This window comes from Denitrificimonas caeni DSM 24390 (assembly GCF_000421765.1).
GTDB lineage: Bacteria > Pseudomonadota > Gammaproteobacteria > Pseudomonadales > Pseudomonadaceae > Denitrificimonas > Denitrificimonas caeni.
The window spans coordinates 271,119-292,697 of sequence record NZ_ATXQ01000002.1 but is presented as its reverse complement, the minus strand read 5'-3'; the positions used below and the strand labels follow the sequence as shown (position 1 = coordinate 292,697).

The 21,579-nt window shown below is 48.0% G+C and carries 18 protein-coding genes; all 18 read left to right on the top strand.

Annotated features, from left to right (window positions below):
* The first annotated feature begins 156 nt into the window (after positions 1 to 156).
* The 18 genes from H591_RS0104300 (at position 157) to H591_RS0104215 (ending at position 21,470) form a co-directional block, all read left to right on the top strand.
* Positions 157 to 1,722 carry a sensor domain-containing diguanylate cyclase gene (locus tag H591_RS0104300; RefSeq protein ID WP_022965719.1) on the top strand — a complete coding sequence of 522 codons (1,566 nt, stop codon included), beginning with the start codon at positions 157 to 159 and terminating at the stop codon, positions 1,720 to 1,722.
* An 11-nt stretch (positions 1,723 to 1,733) separates the two neighbouring features.
* Positions 1,734 to 3,515 carry an autotransporter assembly complex protein TamA gene (locus H591_RS0104295; protein ID WP_084702559.1) on the top strand — a complete coding sequence of 594 codons (1,782 nt, stop codon included), beginning with the start codon at positions 1,734 to 1,736 and terminating at the stop codon, positions 3,513 to 3,515.
* A complete protein-coding gene (locus H591_RS0104290) occupies positions 3,512 to 7,192 on the top strand; it encodes a translocation/assembly module TamB domain-containing protein (RefSeq protein ID WP_022965717.1) in 3,681 nt (1,226 codons plus the stop codon). The genes H591_RS0104295 and H591_RS0104290 overlap by 4 nt, the downstream gene beginning before the upstream one ends.
* A 377-nt stretch (positions 7,193 to 7,569) precedes the next feature.
* Positions 7,570 to 8,010: a DMT family transporter gene (locus tag H591_RS0104285; protein WP_022965716.1), complete on the top strand. Its 441-nt coding sequence runs from the start codon at positions 7,570 to 7,572 to the stop codon at positions 8,008 to 8,010.
* The gene (locus tag H591_RS0104280) at positions 8,007 to 8,321 is read left to right on the top strand and encodes a DMT family transporter (protein WP_022965715.1); all 315 of its coding nucleotides are present in this window, start codon (positions 8,007 to 8,009) and stop codon (positions 8,319 to 8,321) included. The genes H591_RS0104285 and H591_RS0104280 overlap by 4 nt, the downstream gene beginning before the upstream one ends.
* Before the next feature lie 181 nt (positions 8,322 to 8,502).
* Positions 8,503 to 9,243, top strand: a complete 741-nt coding sequence (locus H591_RS0104275; protein WP_022965714.1) for a flagellar basal body rod protein FlgF — start codon at positions 8,503 to 8,505, stop codon at positions 9,241 to 9,243.
* A gap of 56 nt (positions 9,244 to 9,299) precedes the next feature.
* Positions 9,300 to 10,085, top strand: a complete 786-nt coding sequence (gene flgG, locus H591_RS0104270) for a flagellar basal-body rod protein FlgG (protein ID WP_022965713.1) — start codon at positions 9,300 to 9,302, stop codon at positions 10,083 to 10,085.
* 22 nt (positions 10,086 to 10,107) lie between these two features.
* Positions 10,108 to 10,827 (top strand): flagellar basal body L-ring protein FlgH, encoded by a 720-nt coding sequence (gene flgH / locus H591_RS0104265; RefSeq protein ID WP_022965712.1) that lies wholly within the window; start codon positions 10,108 to 10,110, stop codon positions 10,825 to 10,827.
* Positions 10,828 to 10,835: 8 nt separating this feature from the next.
* A complete protein-coding gene (locus H591_RS0104260) occupies positions 10,836 to 11,942 on the top strand; it encodes a flagellar basal body P-ring protein FlgI (protein ID WP_028244165.1) in 1,107 nt (368 codons plus the stop codon).
* A gap of 10 nt (positions 11,943 to 11,952) precedes the next feature.
* Positions 11,953 to 13,158 carry a flagellar assembly peptidoglycan hydrolase FlgJ gene (gene flgJ / locus H591_RS0104255; RefSeq protein WP_022965710.1) on the top strand — a complete coding sequence of 402 codons (1,206 nt, stop codon included), beginning with the start codon at positions 11,953 to 11,955 and terminating at the stop codon, positions 13,156 to 13,158.
* 8 nt (positions 13,159 to 13,166) lie between these two features.
* On the top strand, positions 13,167 to 15,266 hold the full coding sequence (gene flgK, locus H591_RS0104250; protein WP_022965709.1) for a flagellar hook-associated protein FlgK: 2,100 nt from the start codon (positions 13,167 to 13,169) through the stop codon (positions 15,264 to 15,266).
* A 46-nt stretch (positions 15,267 to 15,312) separates the two neighbouring features.
* A complete protein-coding gene (gene flgL, locus H591_RS0104245) occupies positions 15,313 to 16,584 on the top strand; it encodes a flagellar hook-associated protein FlgL (RefSeq protein ID WP_022965708.1) in 1,272 nt (423 codons plus the stop codon).
* Between the two features lie 223 nt (positions 16,585 to 16,807).
* Positions 16,808 to 18,292 carry a flagellin gene (locus H591_RS0104240; protein ID WP_022965707.1) on the top strand — a complete coding sequence of 495 codons (1,485 nt, stop codon included), beginning with the start codon at positions 16,808 to 16,810 and terminating at the stop codon, positions 18,290 to 18,292.
* Between the two features lie 76 nt (positions 18,293 to 18,368).
* Positions 18,369 to 18,773, top strand: coding sequence for a flagellar protein FlaG (locus H591_RS15830; RefSeq protein WP_022965706.1), 405 nt, complete (start codon positions 18,369 to 18,371; stop codon positions 18,771 to 18,773).
* A gap of 127 nt (positions 18,774 to 18,900) precedes the next feature.
* On the top strand, positions 18,901 to 20,304 hold the full coding sequence (gene fliD, locus H591_RS0104230; protein WP_022965705.1) for a flagellar filament capping protein FliD: 1,404 nt from the start codon (positions 18,901 to 18,903) through the stop codon (positions 20,302 to 20,304).
* Positions 20,305 to 20,307: 3 nt separating this feature from the next.
* A complete protein-coding gene (fliS, locus tag H591_RS0104225; RefSeq protein WP_022965704.1) occupies positions 20,308 to 20,694 on the top strand; it encodes a flagellar export chaperone FliS in 387 nt (128 codons plus the stop codon).
* 70 nt (positions 20,695 to 20,764) lie between these two features.
* Complete coding sequence (gene fliS, locus H591_RS0104220; protein WP_022965703.1) at positions 20,765 to 21,145, top strand: flagellar export chaperone FliS; 381 nt, start codon at positions 20,765 to 20,767, stop codon at positions 21,143 to 21,145.
* A 25-nt stretch (positions 21,146 to 21,170) separates the two neighbouring features.
* Positions 21,171 to 21,470: a flagellar protein FliT gene (locus H591_RS0104215; protein WP_022965702.1), complete on the top strand. Its 300-nt coding sequence runs from the start codon at positions 21,171 to 21,173 to the stop codon at positions 21,468 to 21,470.
* The last annotated feature ends 109 nt before the right edge of the window (positions 21,471 to 21,579 follow it).

Sequence of the window (21,579 nt, the reverse complement as noted above, 5' to 3'; positions counted from 1 at the left end):
TATAGGTGAACGAAAAAACGAGTAGAGCATGAAGTTAAGCCGCTAAGGATAACTAAATCGTAGAGCTTGAGCGATTATCTGGCTATGCTGCGCCAAGTGTTCCTGTTAGTCACATCTTGAACAATCATCCAAAACAGCGTTGGAAGCCAGCATTGCATGTGGAAATTAAATTTACGCCAATTGATTTTATTGTTAACGGTCTCTACAGCAATGTTGGTGTTGGCGAATACGTTCTACACCAGTCATCAAACTCAGCGTGAGCTACTTATTGCGCAAACGTTAGAAACCAACCAAGCCTACGCTGCTAAGATGGCCAATAGCATTGAGGATTTTTTGTCTGCCGCGCAGCAACAGCTAGCCTTTGCAGCAAAAGACGTGGTGCTGGCTGAACAGGATCCCGCTAAACTTGAGCATATTGTTACTCGTTTAAAACAACAAACAGACAGCTTTAACTCGGTCTGGGTGATTAATACTCAGGGTACAGCGCTTGCAGTGACACCCAAAGCCTTAGACTTACTTGGCAATAAAATTGACAGCCCAGGTGCTAAGCAAGCACTTCGTGAACGTAAGCCTCTGATCAGCACACCTTATGTTTCAGTAACAGGTCGCTTATTGATATTTATTTCTCATCCTGTATTTGATGCAAAAGATGAGTATTTAGGTTTTATTGGTGGGACCATTTATCTGCATGAAGAAAGCATCTTACAGTCTCTAATAGGTCGACACTATCATTCTAATGAAGCTTATATTTATGTGGTTGATCAAAGCTCTAAGCTGATTTATCACCAAGAATCTGAGCGCGTGGGTGAGATTGTTTTAGGTAACCCTGTGATAGAGCAGGTGATTTCCGGTCAGTCTGGTAGCATGCAGCTTAATAACTCACAAAACATTGCGATGTTAGCGGGCTATGCTTCGGTACCCCGTGCTGGCTGGGGCGTGGTGACGCAACGCACCTTGAATGCCACGTTGTCGGGGATGAATCAACAGATGTTATCTGTGGCGAAATACAGTTTCCCGTTTTTTTTACTGATTATGTTCGTGGTATGGGTGATGTCAAAGTGGATTTCTCGACCACTTTGGCAGTTGGCACGCAGCGCAGAATCTTTAGATAAGCCCAATATGAATGCACAGATTGCTAGCATTCATGCGTGGTATTTTGAAGCGTCACAGCTGCGGCGTGCGTTGCTGAGGGGCTTGGCCGGTCTGAATAAAAAGATGGGTAAGCTGAGCATGGAAAATATTACCGATCCCTTAACCGGCTTGATAAATCGACGCGGCATGCAAGCGACGCTGAATGAATGGGAGGCTGAGCGACAGCCTTTTTCGGTAATTATGTGTGATATTGATCATTTTAAACAGGTGAATGATACCTTTGGTCATGCTATAGGTGATCAAGTTTTGCAGTTTGTCGCCAAGCATATGCTTGAATCCTCTCGTGAAGGTGATCTTGTCTGTCGCGTTGGCGGTGAAGAATTTATGCTGTTATTACCCCATACCGACTTGAATCTTGCGAAGAGCGCTGCTGAGCGACTGCGCCTACGTATTGCCGGTGATGTTTGTCCGAGTATTGGGCAAGCTGTCACCCTCTCATTTGGTGTGTCGAGCTGGATACCAGGGCAAGCAAGTATTACTGAAGTGACGAACAGTGCAGACCTTGCCCTCTACTCTGCAAAAAAAGCTGGGCGTAATCGGGTGCATGACAGTGCAACGATAGCGTCGTGATGGTTGTTTAAATGAGTAGATTAGAAACGAGAGCCCAGAGTGTATTGTGTTGTATTTTTTTTCACTATCTGCGTTTTTTCTGGGTTGTTTTATTCTGTAGCGCGATTTCAATACTGGGCTCAGTGGTCTATGCAGCAAACCGTGTAGAGGTGCAGGTTACGCCTAAAAGTGCGCTACTGAAAAAAAATATTGAGGCCTATATAGCCAACCTTTCGCAAGGCGATGTTAAAACTTTGCAAGCGGCGAAACGAGTAGTTCAGCAGCAAGCCGAAAAAGCCAGTCAGGCGCTTGGTTACTATCAAACTCAGATTGTGGTGCGCATCAGTGAAGGCGATGAGCCGGTTTTGTATGTCGAGGTTGAGCGTGGCGAGCCAGTGCGGTTGCGTACAGTTAATATTCAGGTCAATGGTGAAGCGGCCGATTTGCCAGCCTTTGCTGTGCCAGATGATAAGCGCTTAAAGGTCGGTGCACGTCTTGATCACAGCGCCTATGACGATGTGAAAAGCATGTTGCAAAATCAGGCACTGCGTTTTGGTTTTTTTGCTGCCGATTTCACTAAAAGTGAGTTGCTCATTGATCCGCAAATCGGCGCTGCCGATATCCATTTAGTCTTTGAAAGTGGTCCGCGTTATCGCTTAGGTGAAGTCCGTTTTTCTGAGCATGCCAAGATTGATCCAGATGTGCTCGAGCGTCTGCTGCCCTTTACGCCAGGCACGCCATACAACTCGGCGTTAGTTGCGAAGCTCAGTCAAAACCTGCAGTCCACGGGCTATTTTGAACAGGTGCGAGTGGATGCAGTCGGCAGCGCTGATGGTCCTATCGAGATTCCTGTTGAGGTCAGTTTAGAGGCGATCAAACCGCGCACTGTCAGTGTTGGTCTGGGTTTTTCTACCGATGTTGGCCCGCGTGGGCGTTTAGGTTGGGAGCGGCACCGAGTTAACTCAAGTGGGCATAAACTCGGTTTTGATAGTGAAATATCCAAGCCGCGGCAAAACGTTTCTACTTGGTATCAAATCCCTTTGGCTGCTCCTTTAACCGACTACCTGCGCTTTTCTAGCGGTTATCAGCGTGAAGAATTGGTGGATGCTGAGAGTCGCTTAATCAATCTTGGTGTGCAGTGGCATGCGCGTTTACCCAGTGAGTGGCTCAGAGTGGTCTCGCTGCGCTGGGAACAAGAGGATTATGATTTCGGTCGAAACGGCAAAAGTGGTCGTAGCAGCTTTTTAATGCCAGGTGTTGGTTTTTCGGTGTTGCGCAGTGATTCGCCTTTAGATCCCAGCCAAGGTTACCGTTTACAGTGGGATGTGCGCGGCGCTAAACAAGACTTTGTTGCCGATGCCGATGTGCTGCACGTCACTGCTCTTGCGCGAGGCTTGTTAACTTTTGCCGATAAACACCGAGTGCTGGGACGTGCGCAAGTTGGTGCAATTGGCACGAATAGTTATGACAAGGTTCCGCCATCACTGCGCTTTTTTGCCGGTGGTGACCAAAGCGTGCGCGGTTATGATTATCAGACGTTATCGCCACGCGATGATCAAGGTAATCGGGAAGGTGGTCGCTATATGTTTGCTGGCAGCCTTGAGTACCAGTACAGCATTGCTGAGCGTTGGCGCATCGCTACTTTTGTTGATCAAGGTAATGCGTTTAATTCGCTTGGCGACAAAATGAACACAGGTGCTGGTTTTGGTGTGCGCTGGGTGTCTCCAGTTGGGCCGCTACGCCTTGACTTAGCTCATGCCTTCGATGAAGACAAAGGCTGGCGCATCCACTTCTCCATGGGGCCTGAGTTATGAGGCACATCAGTCTTCGCATTGTCTTGAGTATGCTGTTGCTGGTTGTGCTGCTGCTCGGTTTGGCTGTGAGCTTACTGGTGACGCAAAGCGGTAGCCGTTGGTTGCTCAATCAAGTGCCAGGCTTGACTGTGCAAGGTTGGCAAGGCGCCGTGCTGACGCAGTGGCGTGCTGAGCAATTGCAATGGCAACAAGACGATCTATTCGTGCAACTTAACGATGCGCACATGCAGTTTCGCCCCAGTTGCTTGTTGCGCAGCACCTTATGTTTGGATGTGCTCGAAGTGGCGCGTTTTGAACTGACTCTGCCGCCAGCACAAGCTGAAGATGAGCCGTCCGCCACGCTTGAATTACCCAGCCTAGAGCTGCCTTTTGCGATTGAATTACAGCGTGTGCAGGTGGGTGAGTTTATTCTCAATGGCGAGTCCTTGCTCAGTGATACCGGTTTGCGCGCACAGTGGCAGGACGGTGTGATTGATGTTGGCGAGATTGCGCTTAAGTACCAAGACTATGCGTTGCAAGCTAAAGGTCAAATCACGCCAAACGGTGATTGGCCAGTGGCTTTACAACTCAGCGCACAACTGCCGATGCCTGATGCAGAAGACCTCAATGTGCAAGCGCAGCTGAGCGGCAGTCTGCATGCGCTGATCCTCGATGCGACAACGCAGGGTTATCTTGTTGCACAGCTGCAGGGGCAGTTGCAGCCGCTCGATGCGAACCTGCCGGCGCAGTTATCTATTAAAGTGCCATCTTTTAAAGCCGTAGCAGATTTACCTGCAAGCTTAACTTTGGCTGATGTGCTGCTGCAGTTAAACGGCGACTTGCAACAAGGCTATCAAATTGCTGGACTGGCGCAGTTGCCCAATACGCCCGAACAGATGCGCTTGACCATTGCTGCACTGCTTAAGGCCAGTGGCGCAGAGTTGCGTGCTTTGCGTTTAAGCGCTGGCGAGGAAGCGTTTGTTGCGCTTGCAGGAGCGGTGAATTGGCAGCGAGAGATAGAGGCTGAAGCGCAGGTGCAGTGGCAGGATTTCCCTTGGTACAGCTTGCTTGAACAAGAAGATATCCCGGTGCAACTGCAAACTTTAGCAGGTCAGGTCAGCTATAAAGCAGGGGATTATCAAGGCCAGCTCAATGGTGATTTAACTGGGCCTGCGGGTGCTTTTACCGTAACCACAGCGTTTGACGGTAACCTTCAGCAGGTTCAGTTAAGCGAGTTGCTGGTAGAGGCTGGACAAGGGCGTTTGCAGGGCACAGCAACTGTTGGCTTTGTCGACGGTGTTGACTGGCTGGCGGATGTCATTGTTAGCAAACTTAATCCGGCGTATTGGGTGGCGGAATTACCTGGTGAGCTGGCCGGCAAGATTCATAGCCAAGGTTTTCTGCGCGATCAACAGCTGCAAGTCGATGCCAAGGCTGATTTAAATGGCAAGTTGCGCGGCTCTTTAGCGCAGTTGGCGCTTGAGTTGCAGGGTGTGCAACAAGACCAAGAGACTGCTGTTTGGCTGCTAGAACGTGCTGATCTGCGCTTTGGCGATAACCGAATTTATGGCAGTGCGCAGATTGATCAGCGTTTGGCTGGCGAGCTACAGATTGAATTGCCACGTCTTGTGCAAATCTGGCCAGGCCTGGCTGGTAAAGCCAATGGTGAGATTAAACTATCCGGAACTTTGACTGAGCCTTTAGCGGTGGCGCAGCTGCAGGGCAGTGGCATTGCTTATCAAGGTAACCGGGTAGGCAAAATTAACCTGCATGGCGAACTATTGCCCAAGCAGCACGCACAGCTCAGTGTCGATGCTGAACGCATTTGGCTGGGTGACAATGAATTGGGTGTGTTGCACATTGACGGCCAGGGCTCGCTCGAGGCGCATAGCGGTGAGTTATCTTTGGCTGGCCCTTTGCTGGAAACTCAGCTCAAGTTGAGCGGTGCGCTACAAGACGGCAACTGGCTTGGGCAGTTGCAGCAGTTACTGTTAAGCAGTCATGAGCAAAACTGGGCTTTAGCAAAACCAGCTGCAATTCACTATCGTAAAAACGGTGAACTGACAGTCGCCGCGCACTGCTTAAGAGATCGGCAGTCAAGTCTGTGTGCCGGTGAGCAGCGCTTATTGCCACAGACTAAAATTGATTACCATCTGCTGAATTTTCCGTTGGCAACCTTGCAGCCTTGGCTACCAGAGGATGCGCAAGTCGATGGCAAGGTCAATGGTGATTTCCAACTTGAATTGCTGGATAAAGGTCCGCTCGGCACCGTTAAACTGGACGCAGGACAAGGCCAGTTGCGTGTTAAAAATAACGAAGAATGGCAAATCTTTGCTTGGCAAACGCTGCAGCTTAGCAGTGACTTAACCGCGCAAAACATTGTTTCTAAGCTGCTAGTGCAAGGTGTCGACAGCGGTCAGTTGGAACTGCTTGCTGAAATTGATCCGCGTTCGACAGAGAAAAAATTGCGTGGGCATTTCTTAATCAAAGACGTTGATTTATCAGCGTTACGTCCCTTTATTGCTCAAGTAGAAACCCTGGAGGGTGTGCTGGAAGGCCGTGGCAGCTTGGCCGGTACTTTGTTGGCGCCTTATATCACAGGTTTTGTGCAAGTACGTGATGCTGAGCTCAGTGGTGGTGAGTTGCCGGTGCCATTTGAGCAGCTGCAGTTGCGCGCTGATATCAAGGGAGAGCAGTTACAGTTAAACGGTGGCTGGCGCAGCGGTGAGAATGGCTCAGGCACTATCAATGGCCGTCTGGAATGGGCGCAGCAGTTGTTGGTTGATGTAGACATCAAGGGGCAGCAGTTGCCTTTACAGGTGGAGCCTTATGCCAATATCGAGGTTGCTCCTGATTTGCATCTGAGCTTAAAAGATCAGCGTTTGTTTATCAGTGGTGAAGTTGCGGTGCCTAAAGGTTTAATCACCATTCCGCAATTACCTGAACAGGCAGTGCGCATCTCGCCTGATGCGCGGGTGATTGGCCAAGCAGAGCCAGAAGCAGGCTTACAAGTGGCGATGGATATTGTGTTAAATGTGGGTGCCGAGCGTTTGCGGTTCTCAGGCTTTGGTTTAAATGCGGATCTGCGTGGGCGCTTGCAAGTGGGTGACAATTTGGCCGGCCGAGGCATGCTGGAGTTGCTCAACGGTCGCTATCGGGCCTATGGGCAACGTTTAGAGTTGCGCCGTGCACGCTTGCTGTTTGCCGGCCCTTTGAGTCAGCCCTTTCTAGACATTGAAGCGGTGCGGGTGACCGGTGATGTCACTGCAGGTTTGCGGTTAACAGGCCCTGCTGCGCAACCGCGCAGTGAGATTTTTTCTAAACCAGCGATGAGCCAAGAGCAAGCCTTGTCTTGGTTACTACTGGGACGACCACTGCAAGGCGGCGGCGATGACGGTAACGTGATGGCCCAAGCTGCATTAGCTTTAGGTTTAATGGGTACTGCGCCGATTACCAATAAAGTGGCGGAAGTTTTTGGCGTGCAGGACTTTTTGTTAGAAAGTGAAGGCAGTGGTCTAACCTCAAGTGTGGTTGCCAGCGGGCGTATCAGTGAGCGTATTAGCTTACGTTATGGTGTTGGTGTGTTTGAGCCAGCCAGTACCTTGGCGCTGCGCTATGAGCTGACCAAACGCTTATATTTAGAAGCCGCCAGTGGTTTGGCTAACTCATTGGATTTGTTCTATAAACGCAACTTCTAACAGGGTTTAGTCGTTCTAGGCGGCGGCTAAACGCGTCAAATCTGACTTTAAATTAGGTGGGGCTGGGCTTTTATGCTACACTACGTGCATCGAAGTCGCCCAAAAGTGGTTTAATGTTTACCTTGCGTTCAAGTTTCACCCCCTTCTTTATGCTCTATCTCTTTGAGAAATGCTGGCGCGGCGGTCTGTAGCTGGTTTAACTCTCACATCTCTCGATGTCTTAATAAGTTTTAATAAAAGAGTCACTTAAGCTGTTTATAAGCTTAAGCGAATAGCTGTATCTAGAAGTTATGGACGCTCTAAAAGAGCTGCTGCTTATAAGTCAATTGATTCAATGACTTAAGTGCTTTTTCAGAGAATCCCTAAGGGGTTTCAAAATGTATTACTGGTTTATGTTAGCTTTAGCCGTCGTTGCTGAGGTGGTAAGCACAGTAGGTATGAAATACGCTGCAACTAGCTCGCCAATCTTTGGTTATCTGGTAATGGCGCTAATGATTTCTTTCTCGTTTTATGCGTTTTCACGCGCTGTTGTGCACATCCCATTGGCGGTGTCTTATGCGATTTGGGAAGGCCTAGGTCTGTTCCTGATTGGTATTGCCGGTGTCGTGTTGTTTGGCGAGTATCTGTCGTTAGGTGAAATGTTTGCGATTGCTTTAATGCTAGTGGGTTTACTGCTAGTGACCTTTGATAAGGGTAAAAAAGCTGACGCTGATGAAGCATTCCCTGTTGTACAGGCAAACAAACACAAGCCTGCGCAAGTTGCCCGAATGCAAGTTAAACCTGCGCACCGCTCAACTTTAGGCGAGGTGGCACTATGATCGTTCCAGTCTCTTTACTGATCGGTTCAGTGTCCCTTGATCTATTGGCCTGTTATTGCGTTAAACGCTCGAAAGGCTTTCAAAAAGTCATTTGGGGCTTAGCCGGTTTGCTGGCTATCATCAGCGCCTTTGTTCTATTAAGTTTTGTTGTGCGCGACATCCCGCTAGGCATTGCCTATTCAGTGTGGGGCGGCATGGGTGTACTAGGTACGGTGCTGTTAGACCGTATGCTATTTAACTCGCGTTTAGGTAGACAAGGCATGATTGGTGTGGCGTGCATCGTCGCTGGTATCGTTGCGATGCAGCTCTAAAAAATACGTTTATTAAGTCCTCACCCAGAACTGTTTCATCTCTATAAAGCGGCAAGCTCTTGCCGCTTTTCTATTTCTAGGCGTTATTCGTCGATTCCTGACCGCTTTTAGTTGGCACACTCCTTGCTTTAATCCTTATACATAGCTACGGGCGTCAATTGCCCATCGCGGAGGATTTACCATGGATAAGATGCTCTATATCTCCATGACAGGCGCAAGCCACAATACAAAAGCGTTACAAGCGCATGCCAACAATTTGGCCAACGTTTCCACCAGTGGCTTTAAACGAGACTTTGACCAAGCCCGTTCGATGCCAGTGTTTGGTGATGGTTTGCCCGCTCGAGCCTATGCCATGAGTGAGCGACCCGGTACAGATTTTACCTCGGGTTCATTACAAGAAACGGGGCGCGACCTTGATGTGGCGGCAGTTGGTGATGCTTGGCTGGCTGTGCAAGCCGCTGATGGCAGTGAAGCCTATGTGCGCACTGGCAGTCTGCAGATTGACGCTTTAGGCATGCTGCGCACAGCGTCTGGCTTGCCTGTGATGGGCAATGCCGGCCCTATTGCTGTTCCGCCAGAGCAGAAAGTCGAAATTGGCCAAGACGGCACAATCAGTATTCGTGCATTAGGTGAAGCGCCGAGTGTTATGGCTGAAGTGGATCGCTTGAAGTTGGTGTTGCCTGATCCTAAGCAGCTTGAAAAGAGTGCTGATGGTTTGGTGCGCGCACGTGATGGGCAGCCTTTTGAAGCTGATGCCAATGCACGAGTAATCTCGGGTTTTACTGAGGCCAGTAACGTCAATGCGGTGGAAGAAATGACGGCAATGCTGTCGTTATCACGTCAATTTGAGCTGCATGTGAAAATGATGCGCACGGCTGAGGACAATTCATCAGCTGTGGCACGAGTTATGCAGTTAAGTTAGTAATTAGCCAATTTTGGTTTGTAGCGTCATAAAGTCGACGCTCGAGGAGAATGATCATGCTTCCAGCACTTTGGGTCGCTAAAACAGGTTTGTCCGCACAGGATATGAACCTCACAACGATTTCGAATAACTTAGCCAACGTGTCTACTACTGGCTTTAAGCGTGATCGTGCCGAGTTCGAAGACTTGCTCTATCAAATTCGCCGTCAACCAGGCGGTCAATCCAGTCAAGACAGTGAGTTGCCGAGTGGTTTGCAGTTGGGTACCGGTGTACGCATCGTTGGTACACAGAAAATTTTTACTCCTGGTAGTTTACAAACCACTGAACAACCGCTGGATATGGCAATTAATGGCCGTGGCTTTTTTCAAGTATTAATGCCAGATGGCACAGTCTCCTATAGTCGTGACGGTAGCTTTCATCTCAGTTCAGATGGGCAGGTCGTCACCTCCAGTGGTTTTGCCCTTGAGCCTGCGATTGTTTTACCACCAGAAGTGCGCACCTTTACCGTGGGGGAGGATGGCACTGCGACAGTAACAACAGCTGGAAATCCGCAAGCGCAAATTGTTGGAAATATTCAAATTACCGATTTTGTTAATCCGGCTGGTTTGGAAGCCATTGGTAATAACTTGTTTTTAGAAACAGCCGCTAGTGGTGCGCCGCAAAACGGCACGCCAGGTCTGAATGGTCTAGGCACCGTGCTGCAGAATACTTTGGAAAACTCCAACGTCAGTGTGGTTGAAGAGTTGGTGAATATGATCACCACCCAGCGTGCCTATGAAATGAACTCAAAAGTGATTTCAACCGCTGACCAGATGCTGTCCTTTATTACTCAGCAGCTTTAAAACAGTGATGTGGAGTGATTTGATGAAACGTTCAATGATGCTGGTTAGTGCTGTTTTGGCTTCGATTTTAGTAGGCTGCGTACAAGTGCCGCCGAAGCCGAATGATCCTTATTATGCGCCAGTACTGCCGCGTACTCCGTTGCCGGCCACGCAAACCAATGGTGCCATTTATCAAGCGGACTTTGACACTAACTACTTCACTGACCGTAAAGCGTTTCGCGTTGGCGATATCATTACGATTAGCTTAAATGAACGCACCCAGGCCAGCAAAAACGCCAACTCACAGATTCAAAAAGACAGCAGTGTCGATATTGGTGTGCCCAATATTCTGGGTATGGCTGTGGCACCGAAAAACCCTTTGGCAGGTCTTAGTGCGCTGGGTATGACAAACGATAATCTAAGCTTAGAAGCCGGTTATGACGCCAAGCGCTCAACCAAAGGTTCAGGGCAAACAGGTCAAAGTAACAGTTTGTCTGGTTCCATCACTGTCACTGTTGCTGAAGTGTTCCCGAATGGCGTGCTTGCCGTGCGCGGAGAAAAGTGGCTGACCTTGAATACCGGTGATGAACTGGTGCGTATTTCTGGAATTGTTCGTGCGGACGATATCAGCACCGACAACATGGTCTCTTCAACACGCATCGCCGATGCACGCATCACTTACTCAGGTACTGGCGCGTTTGCTAACGCCAGTCAGCCGGGTTGGTTGGACCGCTTCTTTCTTAGTCCGTTGTGGCCTTTCTAAAGGTAGGAATGATTATGCCTAAGTATTTAATTGCCTGCCTTGTAACCCTGCTTTTTAGCAGCTTTGCTCAAGCAGAACGGCTAAAAGATTTAGCCAGTATCCAAGGTGTGCGTAGTAACCAGTTGATTGGCTATGGCTTGGTCGTAGGTTTAAACGGCAGCGGTGACCAGACCACGCAAACCCCTTTCACTGTGCAAACCTTTAACAACATGCTGGCGCAATTCGGCATTAAAGTTCCACCAGGCGGCAACGTACAGTTGAAAAACGTTGCAGCAGTCTCGATTCATGCTGACTTACCGCCATTTGCACGACCAGGACAAACCATCGATATTACGGTGTCTTCGATTGGTAATGCGAAAAGCTTACGCGGCGGTAGTTTGCTGATGGCTCCACTAAAAGGGATTGATGGCAATGTCTACGCGATTGCGCAAGGTAACTTAGTCGTCGGCGGTTTTGATGCCAGCGGTGCTGATGGTTCGCGTATCACCGTCAATGTTCCGTCCGCAGGTCGAATTCCTTCAGGCGCTACGGTTGAGCGTGCAGTACCAAGCGGTTTTAACCAAGGTGATTATTTAACCTTGAATTTAAATCGTCCAGATTTCACTACTGCTAAAAATATCGTCGATAAACTCAATGACATGCTTGGCCCACGCGTTGCTCAGGCGATGGATGCAGGTTCAATTCGTGTCTCTGCGCCGATAGATCCAACTCAACGCGTGGATTATTTATCGATTATTGAAAACTTAGAAATTGAAGCTGGCCAAGCTGTTGCGAAAGTCATTATTAATGCACGTACCGGTACCATTGTCATTGGTCAAAACGTGCGCGTACAGCCAGCCGCAGTGACGCACGGCAGTTTGACGGTAGTGATTACGGAAGATCCAATTGTTAGTCAGCCAGAGCCTTTTTCACAAGGCCAAACAGCCATTGTGCCGCGCTCTAAAGTGAGTGCAGCGCAAGAAGCCAAACCGATGTTTAAGTTTGGCCCAGGCACCACGCTGGATGAAATTGTCCGTGCGGTGAATCAAGTGGGCGCTGCGCCTTCTGACTTGATGGCGATTCTTGAAGCCCTTAAACAAGCAGGCGCGCTACAAGCTGACCTGATTGTGATTTGAGGACGTTGCTATGAACTTCAACAACACCAGCGTAGCCGATAGCGGCGCTTATACTGACTTAAACCGTCTGCACCAACTTAAGGTGGGTGAGGGACGTGACAGTGAAGCCAATATTCGCAAGGTCGCGCAAGAGTTTGAATCATTGTTTCTTGGCGAAATGATGAAAGCCATGCGTGCTGCAGGTGATGTGTTGGCGGATGACAACTTCATGAATACTAACGAAAGCAAAACCTATCGCGATATGTATGATCAACAGTTGTCGGTGACCTTATCGCAAGGTAAAGGCATGGGTATGGCTGATGTCTTAACCCGCCAATTGTCGCAAGCACCCAAGCCCAGTACCGCGAATCCTTTTACTCAAGAAGCGATTGCACCAGTGACAGCTGCAGAAAAACCGGTAGCCGCTCCACTCCTCAACGCACTGCAGCCTAAATTTAACAATGTGTCCCTAAATAGTCAGCGTGATGACACTGCGTTACTTAACCAACGCCGTTTAGCCTTACCAGCCACTGCGGCAGGGCGCTCGCTGGCTGGCATTGGTGCTGCAGCTCAAGAGACTTTAGCCAATGGTTTAGCGCAGCAGAACAACCCAGTACGTCAAGATTGGCAAGCCGCGCGCAGCTATCCAGCGCCACGCGAACATGCTTTAGAAATTACGGGTAAAGCCATTGCATCGGTTACCGCAACAGAAGCTGATTTGAACCGTAAGACTTTTGCTTCTCCAGAAGAGTTTGTCGCCACCATGATGCCGATGGCTGAGCAAGCAGCAAAAAAACTCGGTGTTGATCCACGCTACTTAGTTGCGCAAGCTGCATTAGAGACTGGCTGGGGTAAATCCATTATTCGTGGAAGTGAAAGCGGTAGCAGCCACAACTTATTTGGTATTAAAGCCCATGGCTGGGATGGTGCTTCTACCAAGGTGACCACTTCAGAGTTTGTGCAAGGCGCTAAAGTTAAAGAAAAAGCAGATTTTCGTAGCTACGATTCATTTGAACAAAGTTTTAATGACTACGTCAGCTTCTTAGAAAACAACGGCCGTTACAAGCAGGCGCTGCAATCTACAGCCAATCCTGAGCGCTTTGTAAGTGAGCTACAGCAGGCCGGTTATGCCACAGATCCAAACTATGCAAAAAAGATTTCACAGATTGCACGGAACTTGCATACCTATCAACAAGTGGCAAATGTTGAGATGCCGCGTACAAATGTGCGGGCTTGAGGTGAATTATGGCTGACTTATTAAATATTGGATTATCGGGATTAAGTGCTGCAAAAACCAATCTATCGGTGACTGGGCACAATATTTCCAACATCAACACACCGGGCTATACACGCCAAGATACGGTGCAGGCTACACGTACCCCGCAGTTTAGCGGAGCCGGTTATATTGGCTCAGGCACCAGCCTGACCGATATCCGTCGCAGCTATAATGAGTTTTTAACCACGCAGTTGCGTTCCAGCACAGCGCTCAATAGCGATGTTAAAGCGTATAAAAGCCAAATTGATCAGCTTGATGGCTTATTGGCCGGCGCCACCACTGGAGTTACGCCATCCTTGCAAGCGCTGTTTTCAGCGATGCAAACCGCTGCTGAAGACCCCGCCAATATTCCGGCGCGGCAATTGGTATTGGCCGAGGCTGAAGGCTTAACTCGGCGCTTTAATAATATTTACGACAACATCACCTCGCAAAACAGTTTTATCAATAAGCAGTTGGTGACTACTACTGATCAAATTAACCGTTTAGCGCAAACCGTAGGCAGTCTCAATGCGGCGATTTCCAGCGCAGGTACCAATGGTCAACAACCTAATGATTTATTAGACGCGCGAGATGAAGCCGTACGCCAGTTGTCGACTTTTATTGGTGTGACTGTGGTGGTGCAAGACGACAACAGCTTTAACCTCTCAATTGGTAGCGGTCAGCCCTTGGTTGTGGGCGGTACGGTTAATCAGTTGCAAGCTGTGCCGGGGCGTGGTGATCCGAATAAATTTGAGATTGACTTCATCAGCGGCGGCTCACGTCAAAATATCACCGGCAGTATCAGTGGCGGTGAAGTGGGTGGTTTATTGCGTTATCGCGAAGAAGTATTAGACCCTACAGTGAATGCGCTGGGACGTTTAGCACTGAGTATCAGCTCCGAGATTAATAGCCAACTTGGCCAAGGCCTGGACCTAAAAGGGCGGGTGGGTGCTGATCTCTTTAATAATATGAATGACCCGAAACTGGCTGCTTTGCGTGTCCGCCCGTTGGCAGACAACATCAGTAATGCCAGTGGTGCTATGAATATTACTAACACCAAGTTGCTGACCACGAGCGATTATCAGCTGGACTTTGATGGTGCTAATTATACGGCGCGACGATTAAGTGATGGTGCCGTGATGACGGTCACCAATAATGCAGGTGTGCTGAGCTTTGCTGATAATGCAGGGCGCGACCAAGGTTTTACCTTGCAGATGACTGTTACGCCAGCGGCCGGTGATCGTTTTGTGCTGGAACCTACGCGTCGCGGCGCAACGGATATTTCTGTGGTGCTGGATCAGGCTGATCAGCTGGCTTTCGCTGGTCCATTTAAAGCCGGTGCTGAATTGCAAAATAAAGGGAACGGCGCCATTGGTCAGCCCTCGGTCGAGATGGTGCTTGATCCAAACAGCTTGCCGCAGGCAAATTTTGTTGCTGATGATTTAAGACTGGATAACCTCAAAGCTGTTGGCAACATTGGTTTACGCTACGATGAAGCCTCTGGCTCTATGGTGTTTAACACACCATTACCAGCTGGTGTCACCATAACTGCAATTCCTGTTGAAGGTCAGCCCGCACCGGGTACCATCACAGGCTTGCCAATTATACCTGGACAAACCAATCAGCTGAGCTATGCGATTGAGGTTGTGAGTGGTGGTGTGGCGCAGAGCTTCACCATCAAGCAAACCATCAGTGGCCGTCCGCAAAACAATGATCAGTTTACCGTTGGTTTTAACCAGAACGGTGTCTCAGATAACCGTAACGCATTAAAACTCGCTGACTTGCAGAACAAGCAAGTAGTGGGCGTCGATGCCAATGTTAAAGATGTCACTACGGGTGTCAGCTTTACTGATGGTTATGGTGACATGGTTGAGCGGGTTGGTACATTAACGGCTCAAGCAAGACAAGATGAGGTGGCGACCGGCGCGATCCTTAAACAGTCGACTGATAATCGCGATTCACTGTCTGCGGTTAACTTAGACGAAGAAGCTGCAAATTTGATTAAGTTTGAGCAGTATTACAATGCGTCGGCACAGATTATTCAAGTTGCGCGCTCATTGTTCGATACACTCATTAATACATTTAGATAAGCTTTGCCTGCGCGTTTGAGCAGACGGAGAGATTAGGAGTCAGGCCATGCGTATTTCTAGCCTACAAGCATTTAACAATGGCGTGCAGGGACTGCAGCGTAACTATGCCGCGGCCATTCGCACGCAAGAGCAAATCAGCTCAGGCAATCGCATTTTGACGCCAGCAGATGACCCAGTTGCGTCTGTGCGCTTAATGCAACTTGAGCAACAGCAAAATATGCTTGGCCAATACAAAGCTAACCTGACTGCCGCTAATAATAGTTTGGTACAAGAAGAGTCGACGCTTAATTCGGTTAATACTATTATGCAGCGTGTGCGTGAGCTAGCCGGGCAGGCGGGAAATGGTGCTCTCAGTCAAAGCGATCGCCAGTCAATTGCATCCGAACTGCAAGAGCGTGAAGATGAGCTGCTAAGCTTAATGAACACCCGCAATGCCCGTGGTGAGTATTTATTTGCTGGCTTCCAAGGTAAAACTCAGCCCTTTGTCCGCCAAGCCGATGGCAGCTTTTCTTATGAAGGTGATGAAGGCCAGCGTAAGTTACAAATTGGCAGCTCACTGGATGTTGCCATCAGCGATAACGGTAAAAAAGTATTCCAGAACGTTACCAATGCGGCGCGCTTAGATGCCACACTCACGCCAACTGCCGGTTCTACCTTGGCCGTCTCTACGCCGCTGGTGCAGGATGAAGTCGCTTTTGCTGGTAGCCCTGCGTTTCCGGCTACTGGAGTGGTGATACGTTTTGGCGATCCTGCAGCAGTTCCTGCAGGCGATCCGAAAAGTTATGAAATATTCGCCAGTCCTTTTACTGTGGGTGACCCAGTGCTGCAAAGTGGCACGATGGACGATGACGATAAACGCCAGGATTCTTTAGTGTTTCGTGGTGTAGTGGTGCACTTTGATGGCGTACCTGCAGGCGGTGAAAGCATCAGTATTGCAGCTGATCCGACTCGCGAAAAGCAAGGCGTGCTGGATACCATTCACCAATTACGCATGGCTTTAGAGGACAACCCTGATAGCCCTGCAGGCAACCGCGCCACCCGCGATGCAGTCGCTGCGGCGTTGACTAATATTGATCACGCGATGGTTACCATTGATAGCACGCGAGGTAATATTGGCGCACGGATGAACGTTATCGAGACTTCTTTGGCTGACAATGAAGACGTCGCGCTGGTGAACAAAAGCGTCCAAGCTGAATTGCGTGAAGTCGATTACCCTGAAGCCTTGTCGCGACTGGCATTTCAAAGTGTGGTGCTAGAAGCCGCGCAGCAGAGTTTTGTGAAGATCAGTCAGTTGAATTTGTTTGATAAATTGCGCTAGTAACGCAGCCTGTATGCACTAATAGCTTGTATTTGATAGGGAATAAGGAGGTTAGAAAACTGTGATATTGGATAGCCATAAAAGAGTTTAAAAAAAATTAAAGTTATTTGTGACACAGACGATACATATAGTGAATGCGAAATAACTGGGTCACTTAGAGCTACACAACCCAAGGCTCGCACCCAGTTAGATTTTTGATTATAGCCCATTGGAGGCATATACCATGGCACTTACAGTTAATACAAACATTGCGTCCCTTAACACTCAGCGCAACTTAGGCTCGTCTTCCAATGCGCTGGCAACTTCATTACAACGCTTGTCGACTGGTTCGCGCATCAACTCAGCAAAAGATGATGCGGCTGGTTTGCAAATCTCTAACCGTATGACCAGTCAGATTAATGGCCTAGGCGTCGCAGTACGTAACGCAAACGATGGTATTTCAATCTCGCAAACCGCTGAAGGTGCGTTGCAGCAGTCGACTAATATTCTGCAGCGTATGCGTGATCTGTCTTTGCAGTCTGCCAACGGTACTAACGATGCGACTGACCGTAAAGCACTGCAAAATGAAATGAATACTTTAAAGTCTGAAATGAACCGTATTGCTGAAACCACTACTTTTGGTGGTCGTAAAGTGCTTGATGGTTCTTTCACTGGTGTTGACTTCCAGGTTGGTGCAAATGCGAATGAGACCATTCGTGTCAATGTCAGTGGTGCAGCAGCAACAGACTTAGGTAACAATAAGATTGTTGCATCAGCCCAGACGGGCAGTACATTAGGTAAAGCTACTGCAGCTAACGGAGTAACAGCTAGCGTACTTACAATCACCGGTCCTGAAGGGCAGAAAGCGACACCTGCGTCTGGTGAAGTAGGGACCATAGCAGCAGGTGCTTCCGCTAAAGATATAGCAGCTGCAGTTAATGCAATGAGCTCAAGTACGGGTGTTCAAGCTGAAGCAAGCACAAAAGCAACACTTACAGAATTAAAGAATGCTGGGCAAGTTAGTTTTAATCTTACAGGTTCTAAAACAGCCTTAATTAGTGCAAATATTAGCGATAAAACAGACTTGACTGCGTTACGAGATGCAGTGAATTCTAAAACGTCGACAACAGGTATTACTGCGCAAATTGATGATAAAGGTTCATTAAGTTTTTTATCGAAAACTGGTGAAGACATAAAGCTTGATACTTTTAAAATTGGAACTGAGACAGGGAATTTAGCAAAAGTTACAGCTTATGATATTAAAGGTGCTGCTAATGCAACTGCTGTCACGTTAACTGATTTAGCAGCAACCGCGACTGTCACAGGAGATATAAGTTTTAATTCGCGAAACGGTTTCTCAGTGATATCAGATACAGCAACTATTGTTCCAGCTGCTTCTACTGGTTCAACTAAAGACACTGTTAGTGCAATTGATATCAGCAGCACAGACGGCGCACAAAGTGCAATTGCGGTAATTGATGCAGCTTTATCACAGATTGACAGCGACCGTTCCGCGCTCGGTGCGGTACAAAACCGCTTTGAGAACACCATCTCTAACTTGCAAAACATCAGTGAAAACGTTTCAGCTGCTCGTGGTCGTATCCAAGATACTGACTTCGCTGCAGAAACTGCGAATCTGAGTAAAAACCAGATTTTGCAACAGGCTGGTACCGCGATTCTTGCGCAGGCCAACCAGTTGCCACAAGCAGTGCTTAGCTTGTTAGGCTAATGAATAGTCGTTAGTGGCATACTCAGGGGGCAGTGTTTAACACTGACCCCTGTTTTGGCTTGTAATGAGGTGAAGTATGGATATTAAAACAGAGTACCGCTTGCCTCCCGCAATCACCGTTGGCGACGTTAAAGTACCAGCGCAAACAGTGGGCAATACAGCTGCGTTAAACGAGAAAGCAACAACATTGCAAGCAGTGACTAAAGCTGAGAGTGATGCTGAAACGTTGAATACAGCAGTAAAAGATGCGAAAGCAGAGCGAGATACGCTAGAAACAGCAGTCTCCAATTTGCAGGATTTCACCCAAAATATTCAACGTAATTTAAACTTCTCGATCAACGAAAGCACTGGGCGTACTGTGGTTGAAGTGACAGATCGAGTCTCAGGTGAGGTCATTCGTCAGTTACCGACTGAAGAAGCGCTGCGCTTGGCCGAAAGCTTAGATGAGATGCGTAGCTTGTTATTTACTGCGCAGGCATAATATGAGCGTACCTAAGTACGCAGAGGTATTTTAAAGCTTAGAGTTAAACTCTGAGTTTGTTAGAGCAGCCTAACGGGCTCGACTCAACATATAATTAAGCATCCGATGACGGGTGAAGGTGGTTAGCATGGCAGGTATTACAGGCATTGGCTCCGGCCTTGATATTAACAACATCGTTAAAGCAATGGTTGAGGCGGAAACGGCTCCCAAAGCTGCGCAGTTGTCTCGCCTTGAAAAAACCACCACCACCAAGATTTCAGCATTGGGCAGTTTAAAAGGTGCGTTAAGTAATTTTCAAACCACCATGAAAGACTTAAATAAAATGTCTTTGTTTGAAAATCGCACCGCTGTTTCTTCAAATACCAGTGCCTTAACTGCGAGCGCCAGTAAAACAGCCTTATCAGGCAGCTACAGTGTTGCTGTGCAGCAATTGGCTAGCAGCAGTAAAGTGGCAACCGCTGCATTAGCTAAAGACTTTTCCGCAGATGCTGCAGGTACTTTGACAGTCAGCTTAGGTAGCGACGATGAGAGTCCAGTTACTGTCAATGTTGAAAATGGTGCTTCTTTAATTGAAATCCGTGATGCATTAAATGCACAGCTTAAAGATAAAGGTATCAGCGCTAACATCGTTAATAATCCAAGTACTAAGCAGCCTCAATTAGTCTTGAGTGCTGAAGCAACCGGTGACGGTAAGGATATTTCGATAGTAGGTGCGGGTGGCAATCTGAGTGATTTAAATATCGATGGTGCAAGCGCACCTACAATAGGTGTCGGTGGGTATTTAGAGAAAGCTAGCAATGCGAAATTTACCATTGATGGCCTAGCGCTAGAAAGTGCCAGCAATACCATTGACGATGCTATCCCCGATGTCAGTTTTACTTTAAAAGGTAAAACAGAAGAAAATAAACCACTTACGGTCACTGTAGGTCAAGATAACTCTGGGGTTAAATCACAACTGCAAAAGTTTGTTGATTCTTATAATGAGCTGATCAAAGTCACCAGTGAGTTAACCGGTGTCACCAAAGTTGGTGATGATAAAGCGCCAGTCGTCGGTGGCTTGGTGGGTGACTCAACAGTGCGTACCTTGCTTAGCGGCATGCGTAATGAGTTAACCAATGCTTCAGGTGTTGAAGGTTTACAGGTGCTGGCTGATTTAGGTATTACCACACAGAAAGATGGCACACTGAAAATTGACGATGAAAAGCTTGGTAAAGCGTTAGAAAGTAACTTTGACGCGGTCGCTCAGTTTGTCGCTGGTGACAATGGCTTAATGACCCGTATGGATAAGCGCATCAATGGTTATGTCGAAACTGGTGGCGTTCTAGAACAGCGTATTAAAGGTTATACCGAAACCACCACAAAGATCGATACTCAGCGTGAAGCGCTGATTCGTCGCTCAGGGACAATTGAAGCGCGTTTATTCAAGCAGTTTAATGCAATGGATGCTCTGGTAAGTCAGTTAAATAACACCAGTGCTAGCTTGCTGCAATCTTTAGAAAACTTACCCGGATTCGTTCGTAAGGATAAATAACCAATGAGTAAACCTATGCAAACTTATAACTCTGTAGCAGCGGGTCAAGATTTAACCCCATATCAAGCGGTAGAACTGTTGCTTGACGGTGCTTTGGAAAGTATCTCTACTGCCATTATTGCTCAGCAGGAAAATAATCCTTCCCAGCGTGGTGAGGCGGTAGGTACTACGCTAACTATTATTGGTTTACTGCAAGACAGTTTGGATAAAAGCTTAGGCGGCGAACTCGCTGAAAATCTTGATGCTTTATATGATTACATGATTCGCCGCTTAGCAGGTGTGGCTGTCGATAAAACAGCACACAGCTTAGAAGAAGTTCAAAGCATCGTTTTACAGCTGCGTGAAGGCTGGTCACAGATTGATCCTGCGCAAGAGCCAAAAGAATTGTAAGAAAAGGCTAAAGAAACCACGGTCGTTGGCGATATAGGTATTAGTAGAAACGCTTATGGAGCACGATGTTATGAATGCAATGACCGCTATGCGTCAGTACCAGTCAGTCAATAATCAAGCGCAAGCGATTGAGGCCAGCCCGCACCGTCTCATCCAAATGTTGATGGAAGGTGGCTTAACCCGTTTAGCTCAAGCACGTGGCGCTATGGAGCGTAATCAAACGGCTCTTAAAGGTGAATTAGTCAGCAAGGCCATCGCTATTGTGGGTGGTTTGCGTCAAGGTCTAAACGTAGAGCAGGGCGGTGAGCTGGCGGTCAATTTAGATAATTTATACGCTTACATGACCACTCGTTTAATGGAAGCCAACCTAAAAAACGATCCAGCGATTTTAGAAGAAGTCTCTGATCTGTTACGCGAAGTAAAGACCGGTTGGGATGCTATTGCGGCATAAGCAGCATAGATAAGAGGCAAGGATCATGAGTACAAGCACTGTTGAGCAGCTTCAAAATACGAGTACCGCACTGCGTGATGCGCTGGCACAGCAAGACTGGCAAGCGGTTGGTGAGTTGGATCTACAGTGCCGTCAGGCTGTTGACTGCGCAATGGCTAATCCTCATCAGCAGACGGATGAGTTGCGCGCGCGTATGCAAGAACTGTTGGACTTGTACCGTGAGCTAGTGGGTGTATGCCAAGCCGAGCAGCAACGCATTGCTGGCGAGTTGCGGCAAATCAATCAATCTAAACAAAGTGCAAAAGTGTACCAAATGTTTGGTTGAGCTAAGGAATATAAAAAACCCCAAGTGCAGTATGTGCTTGGGGTTTTTTTGTTTTGGCTAGGCGAAAGTTTCATGGCATTTTAAAAATATGCGTCATAAAATTGACAAG

Excerpts from the sequence above, each read along its gene's own strand:
- H591_RS0104300 (WP_022965719.1), top strand. The coding sequence starts at position 157 with ATGTGGAAATTAAATTTACGCCAATTGATTTTATTGTTAACGGTCTCT.
- H591_RS0104295 (WP_084702559.1), top strand. The coding sequence starts at position 1,734 with ATGAGTAGATTAGAAACGAGAGCCCAGAGTGTATTGTGTTGTATTTTT.
- H591_RS0104290 (WP_022965717.1), top strand. The coding sequence starts at position 3,512 with ATGAGGCACATCAGTCTTCGCATTGTCTTGAGTATGCTGTTGCTGGTT.
- H591_RS0104285 (WP_022965716.1), top strand. The coding sequence starts at position 7,570 with ATGTATTACTGGTTTATGTTAGCTTTAGCCGTCGTTGCTGAGGTGGTA.
- H591_RS0104280 (WP_022965715.1), top strand. The coding sequence starts at position 8,007 with ATGATCGTTCCAGTCTCTTTACTGATCGGTTCAGTGTCCCTTGATCTA.
- H591_RS0104275 (WP_022965714.1), top strand. The coding sequence starts at position 8,503 with ATGGATAAGATGCTCTATATCTCCATGACAGGCGCAAGCCACAATACA.
- flgG (WP_022965713.1), top strand. The coding sequence starts at position 9,300 with ATGCTTCCAGCACTTTGGGTCGCTAAAACAGGTTTGTCCGCACAGGAT.
- flgH (WP_022965712.1), top strand. The coding sequence starts at position 10,108 with ATGAAACGTTCAATGATGCTGGTTAGTGCTGTTTTGGCTTCGATTTTA.
- H591_RS0104260 (WP_028244165.1), top strand. The coding sequence starts at position 10,836 with ATGATTATGCCTAAGTATTTAATTGCCTGCCTTGTAACCCTGCTTTTT.
- flgJ (WP_022965710.1), top strand. The coding sequence starts at position 11,953 with ATGAACTTCAACAACACCAGCGTAGCCGATAGCGGCGCTTATACTGAC.
- flgK (WP_022965709.1), top strand. The coding sequence starts at position 13,167 with ATGGCTGACTTATTAAATATTGGATTATCGGGATTAAGTGCTGCAAAA.
- flgL (WP_022965708.1), top strand. The coding sequence starts at position 15,313 with ATGCGTATTTCTAGCCTACAAGCATTTAACAATGGCGTGCAGGGACTG.
- H591_RS0104240 (WP_022965707.1), top strand. The coding sequence starts at position 16,808 with ATGGCACTTACAGTTAATACAAACATTGCGTCCCTTAACACTCAGCGC.
- H591_RS15830 (WP_022965706.1), top strand. The coding sequence starts at position 18,369 with ATGGATATTAAAACAGAGTACCGCTTGCCTCCCGCAATCACCGTTGGC.
- fliD (WP_022965705.1), top strand. The coding sequence starts at position 18,901 with ATGGCAGGTATTACAGGCATTGGCTCCGGCCTTGATATTAACAACATC.
- fliS (WP_022965704.1), top strand. The coding sequence starts at position 20,308 with ATGAGTAAACCTATGCAAACTTATAACTCTGTAGCAGCGGGTCAAGAT.
- fliS (WP_022965703.1), top strand. The coding sequence starts at position 20,765 with ATGAATGCAATGACCGCTATGCGTCAGTACCAGTCAGTCAATAATCAA.
- H591_RS0104215 (WP_022965702.1), top strand. The coding sequence starts at position 21,171 with ATGAGTACAAGCACTGTTGAGCAGCTTCAAAATACGAGTACCGCACTG.